The 20,797-nt window shown below is 37.8% G+C and carries 19 protein-coding genes; 7 read left to right on the top strand and 12 right to left on the bottom strand.

Annotated features, from left to right (window positions below; translation table 11 throughout):
- Positions 1 to 148 precede the first annotated feature (148 nt).
- The 9 genes from C9914_RS06455 to C9914_RS06415 all read right to left on the bottom strand — a co-directional run bounded on the left by C9914_RS06455 (position 149) and on the right by C9914_RS06415 (position 9,354).
- Positions 149 to 1,915 (bottom strand): V-type ATP synthase subunit A, encoded by a 1,767-nt coding sequence (locus C9914_RS06455; protein WP_022265036.1) that lies wholly within the window; start codon positions 1,913 to 1,915, stop codon positions 149 to 151.
- 27 nt (positions 1,916 to 1,942) lie between these two features.
- Entirely contained in the window at positions 1,943 to 2,596 is a 654-nt protein-coding gene (locus C9914_RS06450) for a V-type ATP synthase subunit E (protein ID WP_106764219.1), read from the bottom strand.
- A 27-nt stretch (positions 2,597 to 2,623) separates the two neighbouring features.
- Positions 2,624 to 2,932 carry a V-type ATP synthase subunit F gene (locus C9914_RS06445; RefSeq protein ID WP_022265038.1) on the bottom strand — a complete coding sequence of 103 codons (309 nt, stop codon included), beginning with the start codon at positions 2,930 to 2,932 and terminating at the stop codon, positions 2,624 to 2,626.
- Positions 2,933 to 3,266: 334 nt separating this feature from the next.
- Positions 3,267 to 3,680, bottom strand: a complete 414-nt coding sequence (locus C9914_RS06440) for an ATP synthase subunit C (RefSeq protein WP_207654838.1) — start codon at positions 3,678 to 3,680, stop codon at positions 3,267 to 3,269.
- A gap of 79 nt (positions 3,681 to 3,759) precedes the next feature.
- Positions 3,760 to 5,697, bottom strand: a complete 1,938-nt coding sequence (locus tag C9914_RS06435; protein ID WP_106764217.1) for a V-type ATP synthase subunit I — start codon at positions 5,695 to 5,697, stop codon at positions 3,760 to 3,762.
- A gap of 14 nt (positions 5,698 to 5,711) precedes the next feature.
- On the bottom strand, positions 5,712 to 6,749 hold the full coding sequence (locus tag C9914_RS06430; protein ID WP_106764215.1) for a V0D/AC39 family V-type ATPase subunit: 1,038 nt from the start codon (positions 6,747 to 6,749) through the stop codon (positions 5,712 to 5,714).
- A 4-nt stretch (positions 6,750 to 6,753) separates the two neighbouring features.
- On the bottom strand, positions 6,754 to 7,065 hold the full coding sequence (locus C9914_RS06425) for a hypothetical protein (protein ID WP_022265042.1): 312 nt from the start codon (positions 7,063 to 7,065) through the stop codon (positions 6,754 to 6,756).
- A 618-nt stretch (positions 7,066 to 7,683) separates the two neighbouring features.
- Positions 7,684 to 9,042, bottom strand: coding sequence for a PFL family protein (locus C9914_RS06420; RefSeq protein ID WP_022265043.1), 1,359 nt, complete (start codon positions 9,040 to 9,042; stop codon positions 7,684 to 7,686).
- 42 nt (positions 9,043 to 9,084) lie between these two features.
- Entirely contained in the window at positions 9,085 to 9,354 is a 270-nt protein-coding gene (locus C9914_RS06415; RefSeq protein WP_022265044.1) for an ACT domain-containing protein, read from the bottom strand.
- 276 nt (positions 9,355 to 9,630) lie between these two features.
- Here C9914_RS06415 and C9914_RS06410 point away from each other — a divergent pair, with 276 nt between their 5' ends.
- The 5 genes from C9914_RS06410 to rnr all read left to right on the top strand — a co-directional run bounded on the left by C9914_RS06410 (position 9,631) and on the right by rnr (position 15,779).
- A complete protein-coding gene (locus tag C9914_RS06410) occupies positions 9,631 to 10,443 on the top strand; it encodes a histidinol-phosphatase HisJ family protein (RefSeq protein ID WP_106764212.1) in 813 nt (270 codons plus the stop codon).
- Positions 10,444 to 10,719: 276 nt separating this feature from the next.
- Entirely contained in the window at positions 10,720 to 11,778 is a 1,059-nt protein-coding gene (locus tag C9914_RS06405) for a DnaD domain protein (RefSeq protein WP_106764210.1), read from the top strand.
- A gap of 13 nt (positions 11,779 to 11,791) precedes the next feature.
- On the top strand, positions 11,792 to 12,799 hold the full coding sequence (locus C9914_RS06400) for an ATP-binding protein (RefSeq protein WP_106764208.1): 1,008 nt from the start codon (positions 11,792 to 11,794) through the stop codon (positions 12,797 to 12,799).
- Positions 12,800 to 12,804: 5 nt separating this feature from the next.
- Complete coding sequence (locus C9914_RS06395; protein ID WP_106764206.1) at positions 12,805 to 13,659, top strand: DegV family protein; 855 nt, start codon at positions 12,805 to 12,807, stop codon at positions 13,657 to 13,659.
- A 23-nt stretch (positions 13,660 to 13,682) separates the two neighbouring features.
- Positions 13,683 to 15,779, top strand: coding sequence for a ribonuclease R (rnr, locus tag C9914_RS06390; protein WP_106764205.1), 2,097 nt, complete (start codon positions 13,683 to 13,685; stop codon positions 15,777 to 15,779).
- 258 nt (positions 15,780 to 16,037) lie between these two features.
- Here the strand turns inward: rnr and C9914_RS06385 are convergent, their stop codons facing one another.
- On the bottom strand, positions 16,038 to 17,315 hold the full coding sequence (locus C9914_RS06385; RefSeq protein ID WP_106764203.1) for a glycoside hydrolase family 10 protein: 1,278 nt from the start codon (positions 17,313 to 17,315) through the stop codon (positions 16,038 to 16,040).
- Positions 17,316 to 17,391: 76 nt separating this feature from the next.
- On the opposite strand from C9914_RS06385, the gene C9914_RS06380 reads away from it, so the two are divergent.
- Both C9914_RS06380 and deoD read left to right on the top strand, forming a co-directional pair.
- Positions 17,392 to 17,670, top strand: a complete 279-nt coding sequence (locus C9914_RS06380; RefSeq protein ID WP_022265051.1) for a DUF1294 domain-containing protein — start codon at positions 17,392 to 17,394, stop codon at positions 17,668 to 17,670.
- 24 nt (positions 17,671 to 17,694) lie between these two features.
- Positions 17,695 to 18,414 (top strand): purine-nucleoside phosphorylase, encoded by a 720-nt coding sequence (deoD, locus tag C9914_RS06375; RefSeq protein ID WP_106764201.1) that lies wholly within the window; start codon positions 17,695 to 17,697, stop codon positions 18,412 to 18,414.
- Between the two features lie 59 nt (positions 18,415 to 18,473).
- On the opposite strand, the gene C9914_RS06370 is transcribed toward deoD, so the two are convergent.
- Together C9914_RS06370 and C9914_RS06365 are read right to left on the bottom strand one after the other, a co-directional pair.
- Positions 18,474 to 19,571 (bottom strand): hypothetical protein, encoded by a 1,098-nt coding sequence (locus tag C9914_RS06370; protein WP_106764199.1) that lies wholly within the window; start codon positions 19,569 to 19,571, stop codon positions 18,474 to 18,476.
- A 37-nt stretch (positions 19,572 to 19,608) separates the two neighbouring features.
- Positions 19,609 to 20,796 (bottom strand): Tim44 domain-containing protein, encoded by a 1,188-nt coding sequence (locus C9914_RS06365; RefSeq protein WP_106764197.1) that lies wholly within the window; start codon positions 20,794 to 20,796, stop codon positions 19,609 to 19,611.
- Position 20,797 lies beyond the last annotated feature (1 nt).

The following is a 20,797-nucleotide window of genomic DNA, read 5'->3' as shown; positions in this document are numbered from 1 at the left end:
GGCTCGAGCGAAACTTTTAAGTGTCTTAAAGAAGTGCATCAGCTAAGCGGTAGATTAGTCCTCTGCGTGGAAAAACCTTTTGTGTTCACCACGAGTGAGACTTCTTGAGCGATTTCGCATTTTGTATAGTGCGGTCACGCACCTCCGCTTATATGTTTGAGATTGTTGCAAGAGCGTCATCAATAGACTTATTAAGCTCATCAAACATTTCGGGTTTGTCATTCGGAATATCATACTTCATCTTTGTGATTTTCTCAAAGAGATGAAGCTCAAGAACCTGCGAAATAGGAATCTGTGCAGCAACAATATGTTTAGCCTTTTCGTAGAGATGGAGAATAGTCTTCATCATAAGCTTTTGCTTTTCAAGCGGAACGAAGGTATCGTCCTTATGGAAGGCGTTCTGCTGTAAGAAAGCAACACGAATAGCCTTAGCTGTTTCGATAACAAGCTTCTGGTCATCAGGAAGAACATCAGAACCGATAAGCTTAACGATTTCCATAAGCTGATTTTCTTCGTGGAGAAGAGCAGTAATCTTGTTTCTATACTTGATGAAGTCTTCACCGAGATTCTTTCTAAACCAAGGGTCAAGGTCTGTATAGTATTCGCTGTAACTTGTCATCCAGTTTATTGCAGGATAATGTCTTGAATAAGCGAGTGACTTATCCAAAGCCCAGAAGCAACGGATAAAACGCTTTGTGTTCTGTGTAACAGGCTCGGAGAAATCAGCACCAGGAGGTGAAACCGCACCGATAATAGTAACTGAACCCTCTGCTCCGCAAAGAGTCTCAATTCTGCCAGCTCTTTCGTAGAATTCAGAAAGTCTTGATGGAAGATAAGCAGGATAACCTTCTTCAGCAGGCATTTCTTCAAGTCTACCAGAGATTTCACGGAGAGCTTCAGCCCAACGAGAGGTTGAGTCAGCCATAATAGCAACGTGATAACCCATATCACGATAATATTCAGCAAGTGTAATACCTGTATAAATAGAAGCTTCACGAGCTGCAACAGGCATATTAGATGTATTAGCGATAAGTACGGTTCTGTCGGTCATAGGTCTGCCAGACTTCGGGTCAACCAGTTCGGAGAACTCAGTAAGAACTTGGCTCATCTCGTTACCACGCTCACCACAACCAACATATACGATAATATCCGCATCGCACCATTTTGCAAGCTGGTGCTGTGTCATAGTCTTACCAGTACCGAAACCGCCAGGAATAGCAGCTGTACCGCCCTTAGAGATAGGGAAAAGTGTATCAATAACTCTCTGTCCTGTGATAAGCGGAACATCGGCTGAAAGTCTTTCTGCTGATGGTCTTGGTGTTCTGATAGGCCAAGCCTGACAAAGTGTAAGCTCGTGCTTAATGCCCTCGTCATCTTCAATAGTAACGACCGTATCGTTTATCTTATACTTGCCGTTAGGTTCAACTTTGATAACTTTACCACCCTTAATCTTAGGGGAAAGTATGCAGCGATGTTCAATGATAGGTGTTTCTGGGCAAGTAGCATAAATCTGACCTGCTTTGAGGTAATCACCGACCTTAGCTGTGATAGTTACATCCCACTGCTTTTTGTCATCAAGTGAAGAAACAGCAGCACCTCTTGAAATAAAGGAAGAACCTGTTGATTCCTCGATAGCTTTAAGAGGTCTTTCGATACCGTCAAAGATATTATCAATAATACCAGGACCGAGAAGAATGTTCATAGGCTCGCCTGTGCCGTAGATAGGGTCGCCAAGCTTTAAGCCTGTTGTTTCCTCATAGACCTGAATAGTAGTAAGCTTATCTGTGATACCGATAACTTCGCCGACGAGGCGTTCGTCGCTGACATAAACCATTTCCATCATAGAAAAGTCTCTTGTGTCCTTAACAGTAACAACAGGGCCGTTGATTCCGTAAATTACATTTTTATTTGCCATTATCTCATCTCATTTTCCAGTCGGGAATTACTCAGTAACTCTAAGACCTGAATTTTGATAGAACCACTCCCGCTGACCATCAAGCTTTGTATCGAGAGTTTCATCAGCGATAAGTCCCAGACTTGCACTTCTGCCTGTGATTCCGCCAATTTTAATTTCCTTAGAGGACTTAACCTCGCAAGAAGGAGAGAAAGCCGACTTGATTTTATCAGCGAGCTTTTTATCCTTTAATTTTTCTGCTGTATAGGCAGCCTTAATCTTATCAGCAAACTTTAGGTCGCTTTCCTTAATGAAGAAGATTACATCGTCTGCCTTAAGAGCTTGTGCAATTTTCTTTACGCTTTCGAGCATAAGCTTTTCATAATCTGCTGTCTTAGTAAATTCGACAAGCTTTTGGGTAACCTTTTCAAAGACATTTTCAGTCATTTTATTTCTTTTCTCGAAAATTTTCTTTCTGCTTGCCATCTCGTCACGAGAAAGCTGGCTTGAAATTTCCGTTCTTATGGCTGCCATTTCTCTTTGAATAAGGGTATAGGCTTCTCTAATTCCTTCTGCTTCAGCCTTTTCAAGCTCTTGCTTTTTGAAGGATTCAGACTCAAAGCGAATTTTATTTCTTTGTTCCTCGGCATATTTTTCAATAGCCTTCAAAAAATTTTCAGAGCCACTCTGAACTTCTGCCATATAATGTCACCTCCGTAGAGATTTTTATTAGATTTTAACACCGATAGCATCACGAACATATCTTGTGATACTATCCTTTGCACGACCGTTTCCATGTCTGTCGGGAATTTCGACTATAAGCGGTTGTTTGCGGTTTAGCTTTAGGTTATAGACAAGGTCAGGACAAAGAGAAACCAGACGCTCGGTCATAAGGATAACTGCGACATCATCATAGTCCATAGCCTTTGTGAGAGCGTCACGAACCTCGCTGTCCTCGTGAACGACAACGCCTTCGATTCCCGCAAGACGCATACCCATTGCCGTATCAACATTGTCGCTGATTAAATAAAATCTCATAATCTCACCTGACCTTTATGTAGTTTAAAAAGTACTTTTTGTTGCGTAATTGCTAGACAAATCTTGCTTGTAGTGAGTGTGGGAAACTTGTTGCTGTGGATGAAGTAACTACCGAGCGGGCGAACACAGTTCGCCCCTACAATTAGCTAACATACTTTTCTAAGACAGCTAAAAGTTTCGCTCAAGCCTTTGGTAGTTCATTGGTAATTACTTTATTCGTGACAATAAACCGCCCTTGTAGATGTAGAGGTTTTGCTTGCAAAACCGATTACGCGTCTTGGGTGCGGCGGCTCGCCGCTACGAAACTTGCGATTTGTAATTCGCCAATTTAGAATTAGAACTTGTTAAGGATAAGGATAGAAACGAGAAGTCCGTAAAGAGCAACACCTTCGCCAAGAGCAACGAAGATAAGTGACTTACCGAATGCCTTAGGGTCTTCACTTGTTGCACCGATAGCAGCAGGAGCAGCACCAGCAACAGCGATACCACCGCCGATACCAGAGATGCCAGTTGCAAGAGCAGCAGCAAGCATACCAAGACCATTAGCTGTTGAATCAACAACAGCAGTTGTGTCAGCAGCGCTAACTGTCATAGGAATTATAAGGCAAACAAGACCAACAATGCAGAAAGAAGCAATCTGTGTGAAAACAGCAGTTTTGCGTTTAGCACCGCTCTTAACAGCCTTATAAGCGAGCAAGATAGAACCAACTAAAAATACAACAGGTACAGCCAACAATACAAATTCCATGATTTCCATAATTAAAATCCTCCATTTAATTTAAAAAATTATTTATAACCCATATATGAGCTTTTAAGCTCATATGGAATTATTGATTTTCTTCGAGTCGGACAGGCTCAAAGGCTCTGCCCTGACCAACATAGAATCTGCTGAACAATTCGTAATACTCAAGTCTTAGCACCTGAATAGCAACAAGAAGTGCCTCAAGAGCCATAACTATTGCGTTGCCCAACAAAACAACTATATAGTACATAAATCCGCCAGACATATTTGCGAGTGTGAATACAACAAGCATCATACCAGCGTGAACAAGGACATATGCACCTATACGCAAGAAAGACATTGTGTTAGTAACATAGCTCAAGCAAGTTTCGAAAAGCTCGAAGAAGTTCTGAACACAATATTCGCCCCACTTTTGCGGTTGCCAATTTTTATTTCCTGAAACAAGTCTTCCGAGTGGCTCTCTGAGGAAGATAAGAATAAGTGGTATTATAATCAAGCCGATGACATATACGATATTCATAAGTTGAATTCCGAGAACCATCTGACAGACAAGACCGACAACAAGCGATGTATAGAATACAAAGCCTGCTATACCGTTCGGACCGAAGATTCCGCTTTCATAATCTCTGCGTTTCAGTGAAGAATAGATGTTCAAAAGCATAACAATCATAATAATTACTGCACCGACACCGACTGATGCATAAACAATCAGATTTGATGTTGCAGGAGCCATTACATCAACGGGTTTTTCATCAAGTCCAAAGACTGCCTTATATATCGGATTGAAGGCTTCTTCAAAGCCGAAGCACGAGCCATAGATAAATCCGAATATAGCCGAGGAAATACCGCAAGGAATAAGAATTTTTCCTATATCCATCTTTTTCAGCTTCCACATAAGGTAGCCAACAATAGAAAGGACAATACCCTGACCGAAATCACCGAACATTATTCCGAAGAATATGGTGTAGGTTATAGCTACAAGCATAGTAGGGTCGATTTCGTTATAGCTTGGCAAGCCGAACATCTTAACATAGTATTCGTAACGCTTAGCAAATCTCGGATTTTTAAGAATGACAGGCGGAGAATGTTTTATCTCGTCCTTGCCATCGCTAAGGGTATATTCAATACCGTTTATCTTGTCAAGCCCTTGAGTAAATTGTTTTTCTTGGTCGGCAGGAATCCAACCGACAAGAATGAAGTTTCTGTGATAGCAGTAGACATATTTTTTAATGGTATAGTAGGTATTCATTTCTTTCAGCCTACTATAATACATACTGCACTTTTCGCTCTCAGCAGTCCAAAAAATATCAAGCTGTTGCTGAATCTTAGTGAGCTGTTGTCTGAGTGCAATCTCTTTAGCTTTTAGCTTTTCGAGATATTTTTCGGGATTCGTAACGCCCTTTGGAAGATTCATTCTTTCGAAGTAAAGGCTTGCGAATATCCTGTCGATTTCGTCCTCACTGCCGAGTGGTGAAAAATAAACACCCCAGTAATGAGTCTGGTCATTCGTGCAGGGGAAGAAAAGAATGTATGGATTGCTATTAAGCTCTGTAAGTCTATCGTAGCTTTCCTTTGGAATTCGACCAAAGTTTACATTGATAAATTTACAAGCGAAAAGCTTTTCCATATCAAGATTACTTCCTATAAAGTGGTTAAGCTCCTCTTGGTTTTTTCTGCATTCATCAAGCTCTGCATTAATTTTAAGCGTTTCGGTAGTAAATCTATCAAGCTTAGAAGAAACGAACTTGACATACTTTTTGATACCACTGTCGCTGACAGTGAATTTCTTTGTCTTGCGAAATTCGAGTGCCAGTCCGGCTGATTGAACCGAAGAGGTAAGCTCAGCCAATGGGTCTTGATAAGGATTTCTTTCGTTTATCGGAACGAACTTTCCGGTATTCTCATAGAAATTCATAGCGTCATCGGGGTGAAAGATTTCAGATTCTCCGCAATATCGCATAACCTTATCAAGCTCTGATGAAAGACCAATAATGCCGACCGCTTTCATAGGTCTTACGGACACGTAATCACCTCATTTCATCTCACGAGAAGTCTTGATTTTTCTTCTTCGGAAAATCCGTATCGAGTGCCCTCAATGAGATTTATAATATTAGATAGTTCGATTTCTGAAAGCATAACATAAGAAAGCATAACTACCGAAGCGTTTACAGAGAGTCTGATGTTTTTTTTGCAGTATATAGAATTAAGAGCAGTTATCATCTGGCTTTGAGTGTTATATTCGGCTTTGTTGAGAGACTTTCCTATATAGGTAGCCTTCAGATTGTTCATAAGCTCATTAGAGCTTTCACATTCGAGCAAGGAGTTGATTTGAGCCTTGCTTAACCTTCCATAGGGAAGAAGCATACTTCTTGTATAGTCCTCAGAGGTATGGTAGCTCATTTTCAGACGAGAAATTCTTACGAAATTTCTGAAATCAATAAAAGCATTGATAAGAGCAAGAAGTTCTTTTTTCTCTTTACCTCTTGTATTCTTATTGATAGATTCAAACAAAGAATTAAAGTTATAGGTATAAAGAGCGGTTTCAATTTTTGGAACATCAAGCTGTTCGTCACCCTGTGGAATGAAAGGCCGTATAATCTTAGCATACTTAGTATTGCTGAGAACATCACAAAGCTCACTAAGATTTGTCACTTCAGAGAAGGATTTAAGATTGAGATTTGTGTGTTTCTCAAAGAAAACAGGCATTTCGTAGGCATATTCAGAAGCTCTTCCAATATTAAGAAGAGATATACATCTCATAATTTGCTCAATTTCCATACGATTTATGAAGAAAACTGAAAGAAATTTTTCTGAGTTCATATCAAATCTTGCGAGAGAAACCTTTTCATAGAAAATTTTCTTTCTTAGTAAGGTTTCAAGCTGACCTCTATGAACATCATTTTCGTTAAGACCTGAAAGAATTTCTGAATATACTGTTTCATTTTTAAGATAGTTTGCAACCTCAGGAACGGTTTTGCAGGCGAGCAAATCCTCGTAATCCTTGTCTGTCAGTCTGCGTCCATACATAGTCCTTGCCTTAGCAAGAATAGCGTTGGAAGACATAGACGATAGCATAAAATCACCCCGATATTACTCTCTTGAAGATTTCGTCAACCCAGCTGTCACAATTTGAGCCGTAGAGGTCATCAAGCTTTTTTTCGATTTTGGCGTGAGCCTCACGAGTTTGAGCGAGTTCCTTTTTGGCAGCATCTCGTTCCGACTGCGCGTTGATTTGTACACGCTTTCTTGCTCGTTCAAGATAGTCTTTGATGATAGTTTGCTTAGCAACAGCAATCTCCTGTTCATAGTCGATTTTGCTTTTGAGAGCCTCGTCATTAAGTTCACGAGCCTTTTCGTCCATTTCGACTATTTTTGAAATCATATCTTGCACCAGTTATACACCTCCTATAAATAAACAGGCGTGGAGAAACGAAATCTTTCTTACGAAATATAAGTAAGATTAAGTTCCACCACACCCCCTTGTGTACCACATAATAATATCACAGTTGGCGTTTAATATCAAGTCAAAAATTTCAAAATTTAGACACGAAACTTACCTTGTATAGTCAATTTGTCCAATTATATATTTTGTAATAAACTTGTTTAAAATATTGTTGATTTTTGCCAGCGACGAGCCTCCGCACCCAAGACATGGATTAAGTAGCTACCTCAAAGCTAAAAGACTTCTCTAAGACACTTAAAGTTTAGGTCAAGCCTTTTTAAAGGCTTGCAGGGTCGAGGGACGGAGTCCCTCGTAGGTTTTAAGGGCGAAGCCCTTAACATCTCTTGCTCCCTAAGGGGCGGACTTTGTCCGCCCCCTTATTGACTAATGTTGCTAAGAAAAGAAAAAAGCGGCGGATAAAATCCGCCGCTCAAAGAGCAAAGAAATGTTGGGCTTCGCCCAAAGGTGTTTCGCTCTCTGCGGAGAGCGACCAAAGGCTCTGCCTTTGGAAACCGCAAGCCTTTGAAAAGGCTTGACCTAAACTTTTAAGTTTCTTAGAGAAGTCTATTAGTTTTTAAGGCTCTGGAGAGGAGCTGGAATTCTACCGCCTCTTGCAATGAGTTTTGCAGGAGATTTTGTATTAACTTCCATAACAGGTCCGCCACCGAGAAGTCCACCGAAGTTGAGTTCGTCACCAACTTTTTTGCCAATAGCAGGAATAAGACGAACAGCAGTTGTCTTTGTATTAACCATACCAATAGCAGCTTCGTCTGCAATAATTCCAGAAATAACATCAGCTGATGTGTCACCAGGAATAGCAATCATATCAAGTCCGACAGAGCAAACAGAAGTCATAGCCTCAAGCTTAACAATAGAAAGAGCCTTACTTCTTGCTGCCTCAATCATACCAGCGTCCTCAGTAACAGGAATAAATGCACCTGAAAGACCACCGACATGAGATGAAGCCATAGCTCCACCTTTCTTAACAGCGTCATTGAGGAGAGCAAGGCAAGCAGTTGTGCCGTGAGCACCGCACTGCTCAAGACCCATTTCCTCAAGAATATATGCAACAGAGTCGCCGACAGCAGGTGTTGGTGCGAGTGAAAGGTCGAGTATACCAAAAGGAACACAGAGCCTTTTTGCAGCCTCTTGAGCAACAAGCTGACCTGCACGAGTAATCTTAAACGCAGTACGCTTAACAATATCAGCAACCTCAGTGATATTGCAATCTCCAGCCTTGCTAAGAGCAGCTCTTACAACGCCAGGACCAGAAACACCAACATTGATAACACAGTCAGGCTCGCCAGTACCGTGAAAAGCACCAGCCATAAATGGGTTATCTTCAGGAGCATTACAGAAAACCACAAGCTTTGCTGCACCAATGCAATCTCTGTCCTTAGTCTCCTCGGCGGCAGCCTTGATGATGCGTCCCATCTTAGCAACAGCATCCATATTGATACCTGTTTTTGTGCTGCCAACATTAACAGAAGAACAGACATTATCAGTAACAGAGAGAGCCTCAGGAATACTCTCAATAAGAGCATAGTCACCAGGAGCAAAGCCCTTATGCACGAGAGAAGAATATCCACCGACAAAGTTTACACCGACAGTTTTAGACGCTTTGTCGAGAGTTTTAGCAAATTTAACAGGATTTTTTGTTGGGCAGGCAGCCGCAACAAGTGCAATAGGAGTAACAGATATTCTCTTGTGAATAATTGGAATTCCATAATCCTTGCTTATATCTTCGCCTGTCTTAACAAGGTCTTTTGCATATCTGCAAATCTTATCATAGATTTTATCACAGGCTTTATCAATATCAGAGTCGATACAGTCGAGCAAAGAGATACCCATAGTGATTGTACGAACGTCGAGATTTTCGTTATCAATCATACTGATGGTTTCAAGTATATCATGTGAATTTATCATTTTTAGAAAATCAATCCCTTCAAATTATTCAGGTTTTAAATATCAGACATGGTACATTGTGTTGAAAATATCCTCATGCATAACATGAACCTTAAGTCCAAGGTTATCGCCGAGGGCAACAAGTTTATCTGAAAGTTCAGAATAAGGGATTTTAATATCTCCGATTTCAACAAACATAATCATAGCAAACATTTCTTGAAGAACGCTCTGAGTTACCTCGATTATATTTGCACCAGCATCAGCACATACATTAGAAACCTTTGCAAGGATTCCAACATTATCCTTTCCGAGAACTGTAATAACAGCACGCATTTGTTATTCCTCCTAATTATATAAGTTTATATTAAATTATCCAACATAATCCTCAACTTGTCAAGTCTTTTGATGATAAATATAATTTTCTCGAGAAAGCACAATATATAGGAAATACAATAGAAATATGCAAAATGAGCAAACAGTTGCAAACTTAATAATTTCCATCAATTCAATTATAGATATTTTTGTTAATATATCCGTATAAATTATTTTTTTAGTGTGCTATAATCTATAATAGCAGATTCAGAACTGAAAATTGAAAGGGTATTAAATATGAATAAGCGTTTTTTCTCAGATAGCCATACCCACAGCAAACATTCGTTTGACGGAAACGACCCTGTTATGATGCTCTGCGAACAAGCCATAAAGCTTGGACTTTATAGCATTTCTATAACTGACCATTGCGAATGTAACGAGTATTTCTTTAATAATGTGAGAAAAAGTATAGAGGCTTCTGTTATGGCTTCGGGTAAAGCGAGAGCAAGCTATGGCTCTAAAATGAAGGTATATACAGGTATAGAACTTGGTCAGCCAACACAAAATAAACTTGCCGCAGATGATGTACTTTCCTTGTGCGATTATGATTTTGTTATTGGCTCTCTACATAATCTCAAAAATGAACAGGATTTCTATTTTCTTGAATACAATAATGATAATGTTAATGACCTGCTCGAGAGATATTTCACACAGCTTTATGAACTTGCAGTAGATAACCGCTTTGATACGCTTGCACATATGACATACCCCTTGAGATATATAGTTGGCAATGTTACCAAAGAAATTAAATACGATACATATAAAGAAATGATAGATGAGGTTTTAAAAGTTCTTGTCAGAAATAAAAAAGCTTTAGAGATAAATACATCAGGCTTAAGACAAAGAATAGGAATGACGCTTCCAGGAGAAAATATAGTTTCACGCTTCAGAGAGCTTGGCGGAAAATATATTACAATCGGTTCAGATGCACATAGATGGGGAGATGTCGGCTCAGGTTTAGAGGAAGGATATAGACTTGCCCAAAGGTGCGGTTTCTCTTATGTAACAGTATTTGAAAAGCGTCAGCCAGTACTATTACCAATAGATTAGTGGCTGAGTGCCTCCGCTGTCAAGACGCGGAATCGCTCGACAAGTCTCGCTTGTGGTGGATTAGGGAAGATAGTTGACGCGGTCGGAGAAATTCCCAGTGAACTATCGATTAGCTAATAGATTTTCCTAAGACAATTAAAAGTTTTGCTCAAGCTTTTTCAAAAGCTTGCAGGGTTGAGGACAGAGTCTCTCATAGGTGTTAAGGACAACGCCCTTAACATCTTGTGCTAATACGGGCGAACGCAGTTTGCCTATAAAATATCAGAGGAATAGAAAATGAATTATAAAATGAATCTTGGTGCATGGAATAGCATTTTCGCTGTTCCATGCAGTGTTGTTGATGAACATATAAAACTTGCGGGAGCGGCTCAACTAAAGGTTTTGTTGTGGTTTTTGCGTCACGCAGGAGAAAATTTCTGCGATGAAGATATGGCGTCAGCACTTTCAATGAGCCCAGCTGATGCCCGTGACAGTATGCAATATTGGATAGCAACAGGCATTATAACCATAGATAAAGAAAGTGGTTCAATAGCTCCTTCTGTAAATGAAACTTCTGTACCATTTGGCTTTAAGCTTACAGAAAAACCTACTTTTACTGCTAAAATAGAACCTAAGTCTGAAACTTTAAAAGCAGAAATAACGCCTGTCGAACAGCCGATTGAAAAAAAGCAAAGTGAGCCTAAAAAACCACTCTCCAGACCGCAAAAGCCCGATTCAGCACACCTCGCAGAAAGAATGGTTGCTGACCCGTCAATCGCATTTCTTATGCAAGAGGCAGATAATATTCTTGGCAGAATGACAAGCAATGCTGATAAATGCACCTTGCTTATGCTGAATGAATATTACGGACTTCCTGTTGAAGTTATAATAATGCTTTTGCAGTATCTTCAGGATATGGGCAAAACTAATATGAAATACATAGAAAAGGTTGCCGAAAGTTGGGGAGATAATGAGATAACAACGGTTGACAGAGCCGAAAAGGAAATTATGCGTATGACAAATAGCAGAACTGCCTTTAGGCTTATAGTTCAAACAATCGGTCTTGAGGAACATTCCCCGACAGATAAGGAACTCAAACAAGCTGAGAGGTGGGTAAACGAATGGCACTTCACGGCAGATATGATTCGTGAAGCATATGAGAGATGTGTTGATGCTAAGGGCAAGTATATTCCTAATTATGTTGAATCCATACTTGAACGCTGGCATAAGGCCCATATTACAACCATAGAACAGGCTAAGGCAGAGAAAAAGCCAAAAAGAGCTAAATTCTCAAGTGAATCAGAAGCAACCTATGATTTGGAAGCATATGAAAATTCAAGCATTTTTGATGAATAAGGTGATATAAACAATGGGATATTCCAAGGATATATATGATGACGCTTTTGAGGAACTAAAAGCGAGAAGAAATAAAGCAGAATATGATGCAATGATAAAGCATTCAGAGCTTATTAAAAAGTTGCCAAGGGTACAAGAGATAGAAGAAAGCCTTGCAAAAACAAGTACAATGGCTGCTCGTGCAGTATTTGCCGATAGAATAAGTGTAAGAGAAATGCTCGAAAAGCTTAAAACACAAAATCTTGCCCTACAAATGGAGCTTAAAACAATTTTAGAAAAAAATGGTTATCAGTCAGACTATCTTGATGTACATTATAGCTGCAAAGAATGTAGCGATAAGGGATATATTGACGGGAAAATGTGTTTGTGCTTAAAAAAGCTTTTGCGTGAAAAGGCTTACGATAAACTAAATAGTGTTTCTCCGCTCTCACTTTCGGATTTCAAGACATTTTCACTCGATTATTATAGCCGAGAGCCTATTCGTGAGGGTGAAAAGATGATTTCACCATATACAAGAATGGAAAAAATTCTTAATTTTTGCGAAAGCTATGCAGTTAATTTCACACCACAATCAAGAAGTATTTTATTTCAGGGTGGTTCAGGACTTGGAAAAACTCACCTTTCACTTGCAATAGCAAAGGAAGTTATAAACAACGGCTATGGTGTAGTATATGCTTCTGCACCTGATATTCTCTCAAAACTTGAGAGCGAGAGATTCAACGATGATAAATCTACTGATGCAACAGAAAATCTTCTCAAGGAATGTGACCTCTTGATTATAGATGACCTTGGAACAGAATTTCTAACACAATTTACATTGTCAAAAATTTATAATATAATAAATACAAGAATGCTGCTGAAAAAGCCAATAATAATAAGTACAAACCTTACACTCAAGGAACTTGAAAAATCCTATCATCAGAGATTGGTTTCAAGAATAATAGGCGAGATGCTCAGACTTAAATTTATTGGTAGGGATATTCGTCAGATGCAGTATAATGATACAGTTAAGAAAGGGTGACCTCTATGGAAAGAAATGTATTGATAACGGCAGACAGCACTTGCGATTTGCCAGCAGAGCTTAAAAAGAAATATAATATTTCAACATATCCGCTCCATATTATTCTTGGCAGAACAAGCTATGACGACGGTGTAAATATAACACCTGATGAAATTTATAAGCATTTTAAGGCTTCAGGAACACTTCCAAAAACTTCAGCTGTCAATGTTCAGGAGTATATTGATGGATTTTTACCACTTGTAGAGCAAGGCTATGAGATAGTTCATATAAACTTGGGTTCAGCACTTTCTGCGTCATATAAAAATTGTTGCATTGCCGCAGAACAGCTTGGCAATGTTTATCCGGTCGATTCCTGCAATCTTTCAGGTGCGTCAGGACTTCTCGTTCTTGAAGCCGCTGAAATGGCTGAGAAGGGAATGTCAGGAAAAGAAATTGCAGAAAATATTCGTGCATTAACTTCGAAAACCTATGGAAGCTTTGTTGTTGATAGGCTTGATTATCTTCGTGCAGGCGGAAGATGTTCAACTATTGCAATGCTTGGTGCAAATCTACTCAGCCTAAAGCCAAGTATCATTGTAAATAATAAGGATGGTTCTATGACGGTTGGCAAAAAGTATAGAGGTAAGCTCGAAAAGGTTTTGCCACAGTATATTGATGATAAGCTCGCGGAATTTGATAATATCAATCCCAAAAGAGTTTTTATAACACATTCAGGTATATCTGATGAGCGTTTAAAGCTTGTTTATGATTATCTCAAAAGTAAGAATGTATTTAATGAAATTCTTATTTCAAGAGCGGGCTGTACTATTTCATCTCATTGCGGTCCTAATACATTAGGAATTTTATTTATGACAAAGTGATTTAAAATATCAAAGGAGATTCTATGAAACTAAAGACGAAGGATATTGTTATTACAACCCTCCAAAGAGAAAACAGAGAGATTTCTCGTGATGAGCTTTTCAAGCTTTCAAATATATCAGATAAGGCAAGCTATAACCTCGCTATTTCTGAACTTCAGGAGGACGGCGATATTATCCTTATAAAGAATAAAAATGTTGTGCTGAGTGAAGCAATGGGATATGTAAAGGCTACAATTCTCAGAAGCTCAAGATATTTTTCATTTGCAAGACCAGCAGACGGTTCACCTGATATATTCATTCCTTGCGAGAAGATGAAGGACGCTATCCCAGGAGATGTTGTCCTTTTGCAAGATATTCGCCAAGAGGAAAAAGGTCCTTCAGGAGGAGTTTTTCGTATAGTCAAAAAAGGCGACAGACTTATAACAGGTATGGTCGAGAGATATAAAAGTAAGCTTTCTGTTATTGCAGATGGCGGATTCGGATATAGTATTCCGATTGTAAGGGGCGGAGAACTCAGGTCCCGTGATGGGGATAAGGTTCGTGCGGCTCTTATGTATGACCAGCACGAAAGAAAGCTTTATTGCCGAGTTTTGAGCATTTATGGCAAGGCAAACAGTGCAAAGATATGTGCCGATGCAATTATAGATAGGTATGGTATTCCAAGCGAATTTTCAAAGGGACTTCGTGCAGAGGCAAAGAGAGTTTCAGAAGAGCCTATCACAGCAGAAGAAATCGCAAAACGCAGAGATTTGCGTGATGAGGCAATTCTCACTATTGATAGTGCAGATGCAAAAGACCTTGATGATGCAATTTCCGTAAAGAAAACCGAAAATGGCTGGACACTCGGCGTACATATCGCCGATGTTTCGCATTATGTCCGAGAAGGTAGTGAGCTTGATAAGGAAGCTTTTGAGCGTGGAACTTCCGTATATTTTGCAGATAGAGTTATTCCAATGCTTCCAGAGGAGCTTTCAAATGGCTGTTGTTCACTTAATAGCGGAACAGATAAATTGACTTTTTCTGCTATTATGAACATAGACCAGAAAGGAAATCTTTGCGATTTTGAATTTTGCAAGAGCATTATCAATTCCAAGGTAAGAGGAGTTTATTCCGAAGTTAATGAGATTCTTGCAGGAACTGCTGATGATGAACTTATAAAAAAATATTCTCCAGTTGAACAAACTCTCAAAGACGGAGAAGAGCTTTTTGCAGTTCTCAAGCAAAATGCTAAAGAGCGTGGCGAGCTTGAAATTGAAACAACTGAACTTAAATTTGTTCTAAATGAAGCAGGCGTATGTATAGATGTTTCTACAAGAACTCGTGGCAAATCAGAAGAAATGATAGAGCAGTTTATGATTATGGCAAATCAGGCGGCTGGTAAACTTGCTAAGGAAAAGAATATACCGTTTGTTTATCGTATTCACGCAAAGCCTGAGGCAGAGAGAATCGCAGCACTTGCAGATTTAGCACAGGCTTGTGGTTTCAGAGTTAATAAGATAAAGCCAGGACTTACACAGCGTGATTTAGCAGAATTGCTTTCAGCAGCAAAGGGTACAAGATACGAAAAGCTTATGTCTATGCAGGTTCTTCGTACGATGGCAAAGGCACAGTATGACGATAAGCCAATCGGACACTTTGGTTTGTCACTTGCAGATTATTGCCACTTTACATCTCCGATAAGGCGTTATCCTGATACATCAATTCACCGTATTCTTTCAGCACTTGTAGGCGGAATGTCTATTGAAGAAATCAAGAGAAAATATGAAGATTTCGCAGAGGAATCTGCAAAGCAGTCATCAGAAAGAGAAGTAAGAGCTGTAAATGGTGAGCGTGATACAGAAAAGTGTTATGCGGCAGAATATATGACAGCACATATCGGCGAATGTTATGATGGCGTAGTTGAGGGCGTAACTGCAAAGGGAATATTCGTATCAATTCCTTGTGGAATAGAGGGCTTTGTAAACCTTTCAAGACTTGAAAATGCGTTTTTTGAATATAATGGCACAACAACTACAATCGATAAGCGTTCTGGAATAAGCTATTCTATCGGTGATAGTGTAAGAATAAAGGTTACTGCTGCAACAGTAGCACTTGGCACAATAGATTATGAATTAGTATAATAAAAGCTAACCAACTTTCCTAAAGACAATTAAAAATTTCGCTTGAGGCGGAGTGCTTCCGCCGTCAAGACGCGGAATCGCTCGACAAGTCTCGCTCGTAGCGAGTGAGAAGACGGTTGACGCGGTTGGGAAATTTTCTAATGGACTACCGCTTAGCTAACAAACTATCCTAAGACACTTAAAGTTTAGGTCAAGGGGCTGTTTTTTTCACAGCCCCTTTTTTTAATAATTTATGTTATGAGTTTTAGTGAATTTTATTTAATTATTGAACATTGCAATAGCATTTTTAACCTCATTTGATGATTGGTCAATGGAGAGATATTCATATGAATAGAGCATAAAACCATCACAATTTATACTTCTACCATAGAGAATTTGATTTTTCAGAATTTCGTCAGATTCAAGCCAAGTTCCGCCGTCACTATCTGAACCAGCCTTATATACAGCCAAACCGATATAAAATTTTACGCTTTTATTGTTAATTATCTTTCGCCATTCATCAGCAGATTTTTTAAAAGGCAAATATGGGTGTGTATTGCTAACATAAATTTGTGGACAAATATAATCTACAAAACCTGCAATGCTTCCCCAGGATTTTATATCAGCAGAAATCTTTTCATCATTTTCGGTATTGCATTGTGGAGAAATGCCAAATACAACATTATCTTTTATTTCGTGAATAGCTGTATATACTCCTGAAATTAGTGCATTAATATTAGCCTTACGCCATTCTGTATGTGTGAGTGGGGAATAATTTTCATCAACTGTTGAGAGATATTTTTTATAATCAACTTCATCACATTTCATATCGTCTTCAGGGTAGAAATAATCGTCAAAGTGTATGCCGTCTACTTCGTAATTTTCTATAATCTCACGAACACCATTTATAATTAACTCTCTTACTTCGCTATATGCAGGATTATAGTATATATTTTTTCCACTTTGAAAAGTATAACGGTTGTTTTCCTCGTTCTCATCATTTTGCCAAATGGTATAGGGATTATCTGAAGATAGGGCAGAGGGTGTTTGGGAAAAGCGTATTCTTAGTGGATTTATCCACGCATGAACCTTTATATTCTTTTTGTGCGAGGAAATAATAATATATTTAAGAGGGTTATAGCTTGGATTTTTGCCTTGTGTACCACTGATAATATCTGACCACGGAAAATATTTTGAGGGATATAGTGAATCGCCGTTTGGTCGGATATGAATTATAATTGTATTGAGTTTATTTTTTGTGCAATTTTCGAGAATATCGTCTATTCGCTTTTGAAAGGCTTTTTCGCTGCGGTCTGTACCACTCATATTTAGTGACATATATGGAATCCATACGGCACGCATTTCCTCATCGGTATTTTCTTTGATTACAGCTGTTTCTATGGCTTTAACAGTAGTTTTTGGGGTGGAAATATTAGTTTTGCTTGTTTCGTATTTTGAAGGTTTTGATGAGGGAAAAATCATAGAAAGTATCACCGCAGAAATCATAAAAAATACGGAAATAAAAGCAGGAATGAGATTCATAGGATTTTTTTTCATTTGTCACACACCTTGATTTTTATTTATTATAATTATATAATAATTTTAAGTAAATAATTCTAAAGGGCGTGAAAAAGTGGAGTGGATTTTAATTGCATATCTTGTGGTTATAAATATTATAGCGATTTATGCGACAATTCACGATAAGAGAAGTGCTATAAAGCATAAATGGAGAGTGCCTGAAAGCACCTTGTTGCTATTAGCTGCGATGAGTGGTTGTGTTGTAATGTATATAACTATGCGTATAATTCACCACAAGACCAAAAAACTTAAATTTATGCTTGGCATACCAATAATTTTTATTCTTGAAGTTCTGACAGTCTTTTGTGCAAAAGTGCTTATTAGCTGTTGGTAAACTAAGTTGAAAGGTGGAATTAATATGAATGAAAGTAAGTTTACACCTACACCACATATCGAGGCAAAATATGGAGATTTCGCCGAAACAGTTATTATGCCTGGTGACCCTCTAAGAGCCAGGCATATATCTGAAAATTTTCTTATAAATGCAAAGCTTATAAATTCTGTAAGAGGGATGTATGCTTATACAGGAGAGTATCAGGGTAAGAAGGTTTCAGTTATGGCAAGTGGTATGGGTATGCCCTCAATGGGAATTTATTCTTATGAACTTTATAATTTCTATGGTGTTAAGAATATAATTCGTACAGGTACAGCTGGTGCGATAAGTGATAAGCTTCATATCAGAGATGTAGTTCTTGCAATGGCATCTTGCTATAATTCAAATTATGCGGAACAATATAAGTTACCAGGCACAGCGGTTCCAACAGCGGATTTTGACTTGCTTGATTCTGCATATAACAAGGCAAAAGAAATAAATATGCCAGTGTATGTCGGTACAATACTTTCAACAGATAATTTCTATTATGATGACCCTGACACATTAAAACAGTGGCAAAAACTCGGTATTTTAGCAACAGAAATGGAAAGTGCAGCACTTTATTTTAATGCTATGCGAGCAGGTAAAAATGCTCTTTGCATATGTACAATATCTGATTGTCCTTTAACAGGCGAGAGTGCATCTTCTGAGGAACGACAAACCTCATTTAATGATATGATAAAATTAGCTCTATCATTAGTATAATTATCTTATAGACAGAAAGCCATAGCTCAACTATGAGTTATGGCTTTTTTTATGTTATATTAGAATTTTGCGTTATGGATTATTACTCCACGATTATCTACAAGACTTGAATTTTTATGATATTCATCAATATCTGATAGTACCCAAGAAAATTCACTTACTTTGATTATGCTTCCGCAAAATTCACAATGTCCAGTATTGAGAACAGTTACTTTTGCACCACAGTTCGGGCAAATGACGGTTTGTATACCGTTTTGGATATTAGTTTTTTGGTCAACTGTAAATCTTCTCATAAATTTAAGCTGATATATAGTCTTTAAGTTTTCAGAAAAGCTTCCCTCAATAGGGATATTGGAATTTTTGCGGGAATCAAGAACATAATGTCTATGGATTGACATAAGGTATACAGTGATATATTCAAAACCAGATTCTCGCTCATATTTGTTGATAAAACAACCTACAAGTGAGCTGATATTATAAATATCCTTACGATTTTTTTCGAAATTGTCTTCGAGCAAGGAACGCATTTTTTCGTATAAATCATCACCAAGAAATATTCTTGATGCTTCAATATTGCCTATTGTCCAAGAATCCCAGAATATTCTAAAGCACTTTTTGCTCCATTCTATAAACTCAATAGAATTAAAGGCCGGGTCTGTGTATTGTAGAAAAACCATAATTTCGCTTGTATAGTTATTTGGAATAATATATGGGGAAGGCTTTTGATTTGGGTCTGCAAAAGATTCTGGATGAAACTTTTGCGGGGTGAAACCGTCACGAATAATATTTTTATCCTTAACTTCGTTGATTTTAAGATAGTCATCTATCGTTTTAGGCTTTTTTCTTGCTTTAATAAGATAATAAATCATAATACCAACTATGCAAAGCAAAGTAAAAACTACTATATATGCAATATTAAATGAAATTATGGAAGATACAATAATTGGTGCAAGTGCTATTGATATTATTAATAAAATAAATTTGATAAGAAAGAAAATAATTTCTTGTTTATCTTTTTTCTTCTTTTCCTCAATTATTTCATCTTGGTCTTTTGATATAGAGTCTTCATATTCTTTAAATCTTTCGTTTAGTTCATCAAATGCAAGACTTTGTATTGATTCTGGCAAATCATCATAATCAAATATGTTATATTTCAATTATTATAGTATCTCCTTTTAGAGTGCTGCTTTATTATTAGAAATTTATATTATGAATTATTACTCCACGATTATCAACAAGAGTTTTGTTTCTCAGATATTCATCAATGTCTGATAATACCCAAGAAAATTCGCTGACTTTGACTACGCTTCCACAAAATTCACAGCGTCCAGTATTAAGAGCAGTTACTTCTGCACCACAGTTTGGACAAATAACAATTTGTGTACCATTTTTAATATTAGTTTTCTGGTCAATCGTAAATCTTCTCATAAATTTAAGCTGATATACAGTTTTCAAATCCTCGGAAAAACTTCCTTCGATAGGGATATTAGAGTTTCTGCGCGAATCAAGAACATAATGCCTATGAATTGATGTAAGGTATACTGTAAGATATTCAAAGCCAGATTCTCGCTCATATTTATTTAGAAAACAACCTAAAAGCGAAAAAATCTTATAAATATCTTTGCGATTTCTTTTTGTGTTATCTTCAAGCAGAGAACGCATTTTTTCGTATAAATCATCGCCAAGAAATATTCTTGATGCTTCAATATTGCCTACTGTCCAAGAATCCCAAAATATTCTGAAGCACTTTTTGCTCCATTCTATAAACTCAAGAGAATTAAAGGTCGGGTCAGTGCTTTGCAAAAACACCATAATTTCGCTTGTATAGTTGTTTGGAGCTATATAGGGGGAAGGCTTTTGGTTAGGATTAGCAAAAGATTCTGGGTGAAAGCGTTGAGGGGTAAATCCATCATTGATAAGGTTTTCGTCTTCTATCTCATTGATTTTAAGATAATCGTCCATACTCTTAGGATTTTTCTTTGCTTTAATAGCATAAAAAATCATAATTACAATTATTCCTATTATAATCAGTGCTGCTATATATGGAATAGCTGGCATAAGTATAGCAAAACCAAGATTAAGAATATCACCATTGCTTTTGTTTGTTGGATAAGAATGATAATATTTAAAATAAAGCTCTTCATAGTTTATACTAATATAAAAATAAAATGCTATATCTAAGATAATAAATATAGTAAAAATTATAGAAAAAATATAGCTTGATTTTTTTTTCTTTTCTTTTTTTGCTTCGATTATGTCTTTATCTTCATTAGCCATTGCCTTATTATATTCGTGTAGTTTTTGATTTAATTCGTCATAAGCAAGACCATCGAGAGATTCAAGGTTTACATCATCATAGTCATCTTTATCAAAAAGCCCCATT

The organism is Pseudoruminococcus massiliensis, from assembly GCF_900291955.1.
GTDB classification, from domain to species: Bacteria; Bacillota; Clostridia; order Oscillospirales; family Acutalibacteraceae; genus Pseudoruminococcus; species Pseudoruminococcus massiliensis.
Note: the sequence above shows the minus strand (reverse complement) of the source record. Positions and strands in the feature narration are given on the sequence as shown.

Coding starts and splice junctions, on each gene's coding strand:
- C9914_RS06410 (WP_106764212.1), top strand. CDS start 9,631: ATGAATAAGCGTTTTTTCTCAGATAGCCATACCCACAGCAAACATTCG.
- C9914_RS06450 (WP_106764219.1), bottom strand. CDS start 2,596: ATGGCAGAAGTTCAGAGTGGCTCTGAAAATTTTTTGAAGGCTATTGAA.
- C9914_RS06445 (WP_022265038.1), bottom strand. CDS start 2,932: ATGAGATTTTATTTAATCAGCGACAATGTTGATACGGCAATGGGTATG.
- C9914_RS06385 (WP_106764203.1), bottom strand. CDS start 17,315: ATGAAAAAAAATCCTATGAATCTCATTCCTGCTTTTATTTCCGTATTT.
- C9914_RS06420 (WP_022265043.1), bottom strand. CDS start 9,042: ATGATAAATTCACATGATATACTTGAAACCATCAGTATGATTGATAAC.
- deoD (WP_106764201.1), top strand. CDS start 17,695: ATGAATGAAAGTAAGTTTACACCTACACCACATATCGAGGCAAAATAT.
- C9914_RS06365 (WP_106764197.1), bottom strand. CDS start 20,796: ATGGGGCTTTTTGATAAAGATGACTATGATGATGTAAACCTTGAATCT.
- C9914_RS06395 (WP_106764206.1), top strand. CDS start 12,805: ATGGAAAGAAATGTATTGATAACGGCAGACAGCACTTGCGATTTGCCA.
- C9914_RS06405 (WP_106764210.1), top strand. CDS start 10,720: ATGAATTATAAAATGAATCTTGGTGCATGGAATAGCATTTTCGCTGTT.
- rnr (WP_106764205.1), top strand. CDS start 13,683: ATGAAACTAAAGACGAAGGATATTGTTATTACAACCCTCCAAAGAGAA.
- C9914_RS06400 (WP_106764208.1), top strand. CDS start 11,792: ATGGGATATTCCAAGGATATATATGATGACGCTTTTGAGGAACTAAAA.
- C9914_RS06455 (WP_022265036.1), bottom strand. CDS start 1,915: ATGGCAAATAAAAATGTAATTTACGGAATCAACGGCCCTGTTGTTACT.
- C9914_RS06430 (WP_106764215.1), bottom strand. CDS start 6,749: ATGCTATCGTCTATGTCTTCCAACGCTATTCTTGCTAAGGCAAGGACT.
- C9914_RS06415 (WP_022265044.1), bottom strand. CDS start 9,354: ATGCGTGCTGTTATTACAGTTCTCGGAAAGGATAATGTTGGAATCCTT.
- C9914_RS06440 (WP_207654838.1), bottom strand. CDS start 3,680: ATGGAATTTGTATTGTTGGCTGTACCTGTTGTATTTTTAGTTGGTTCT.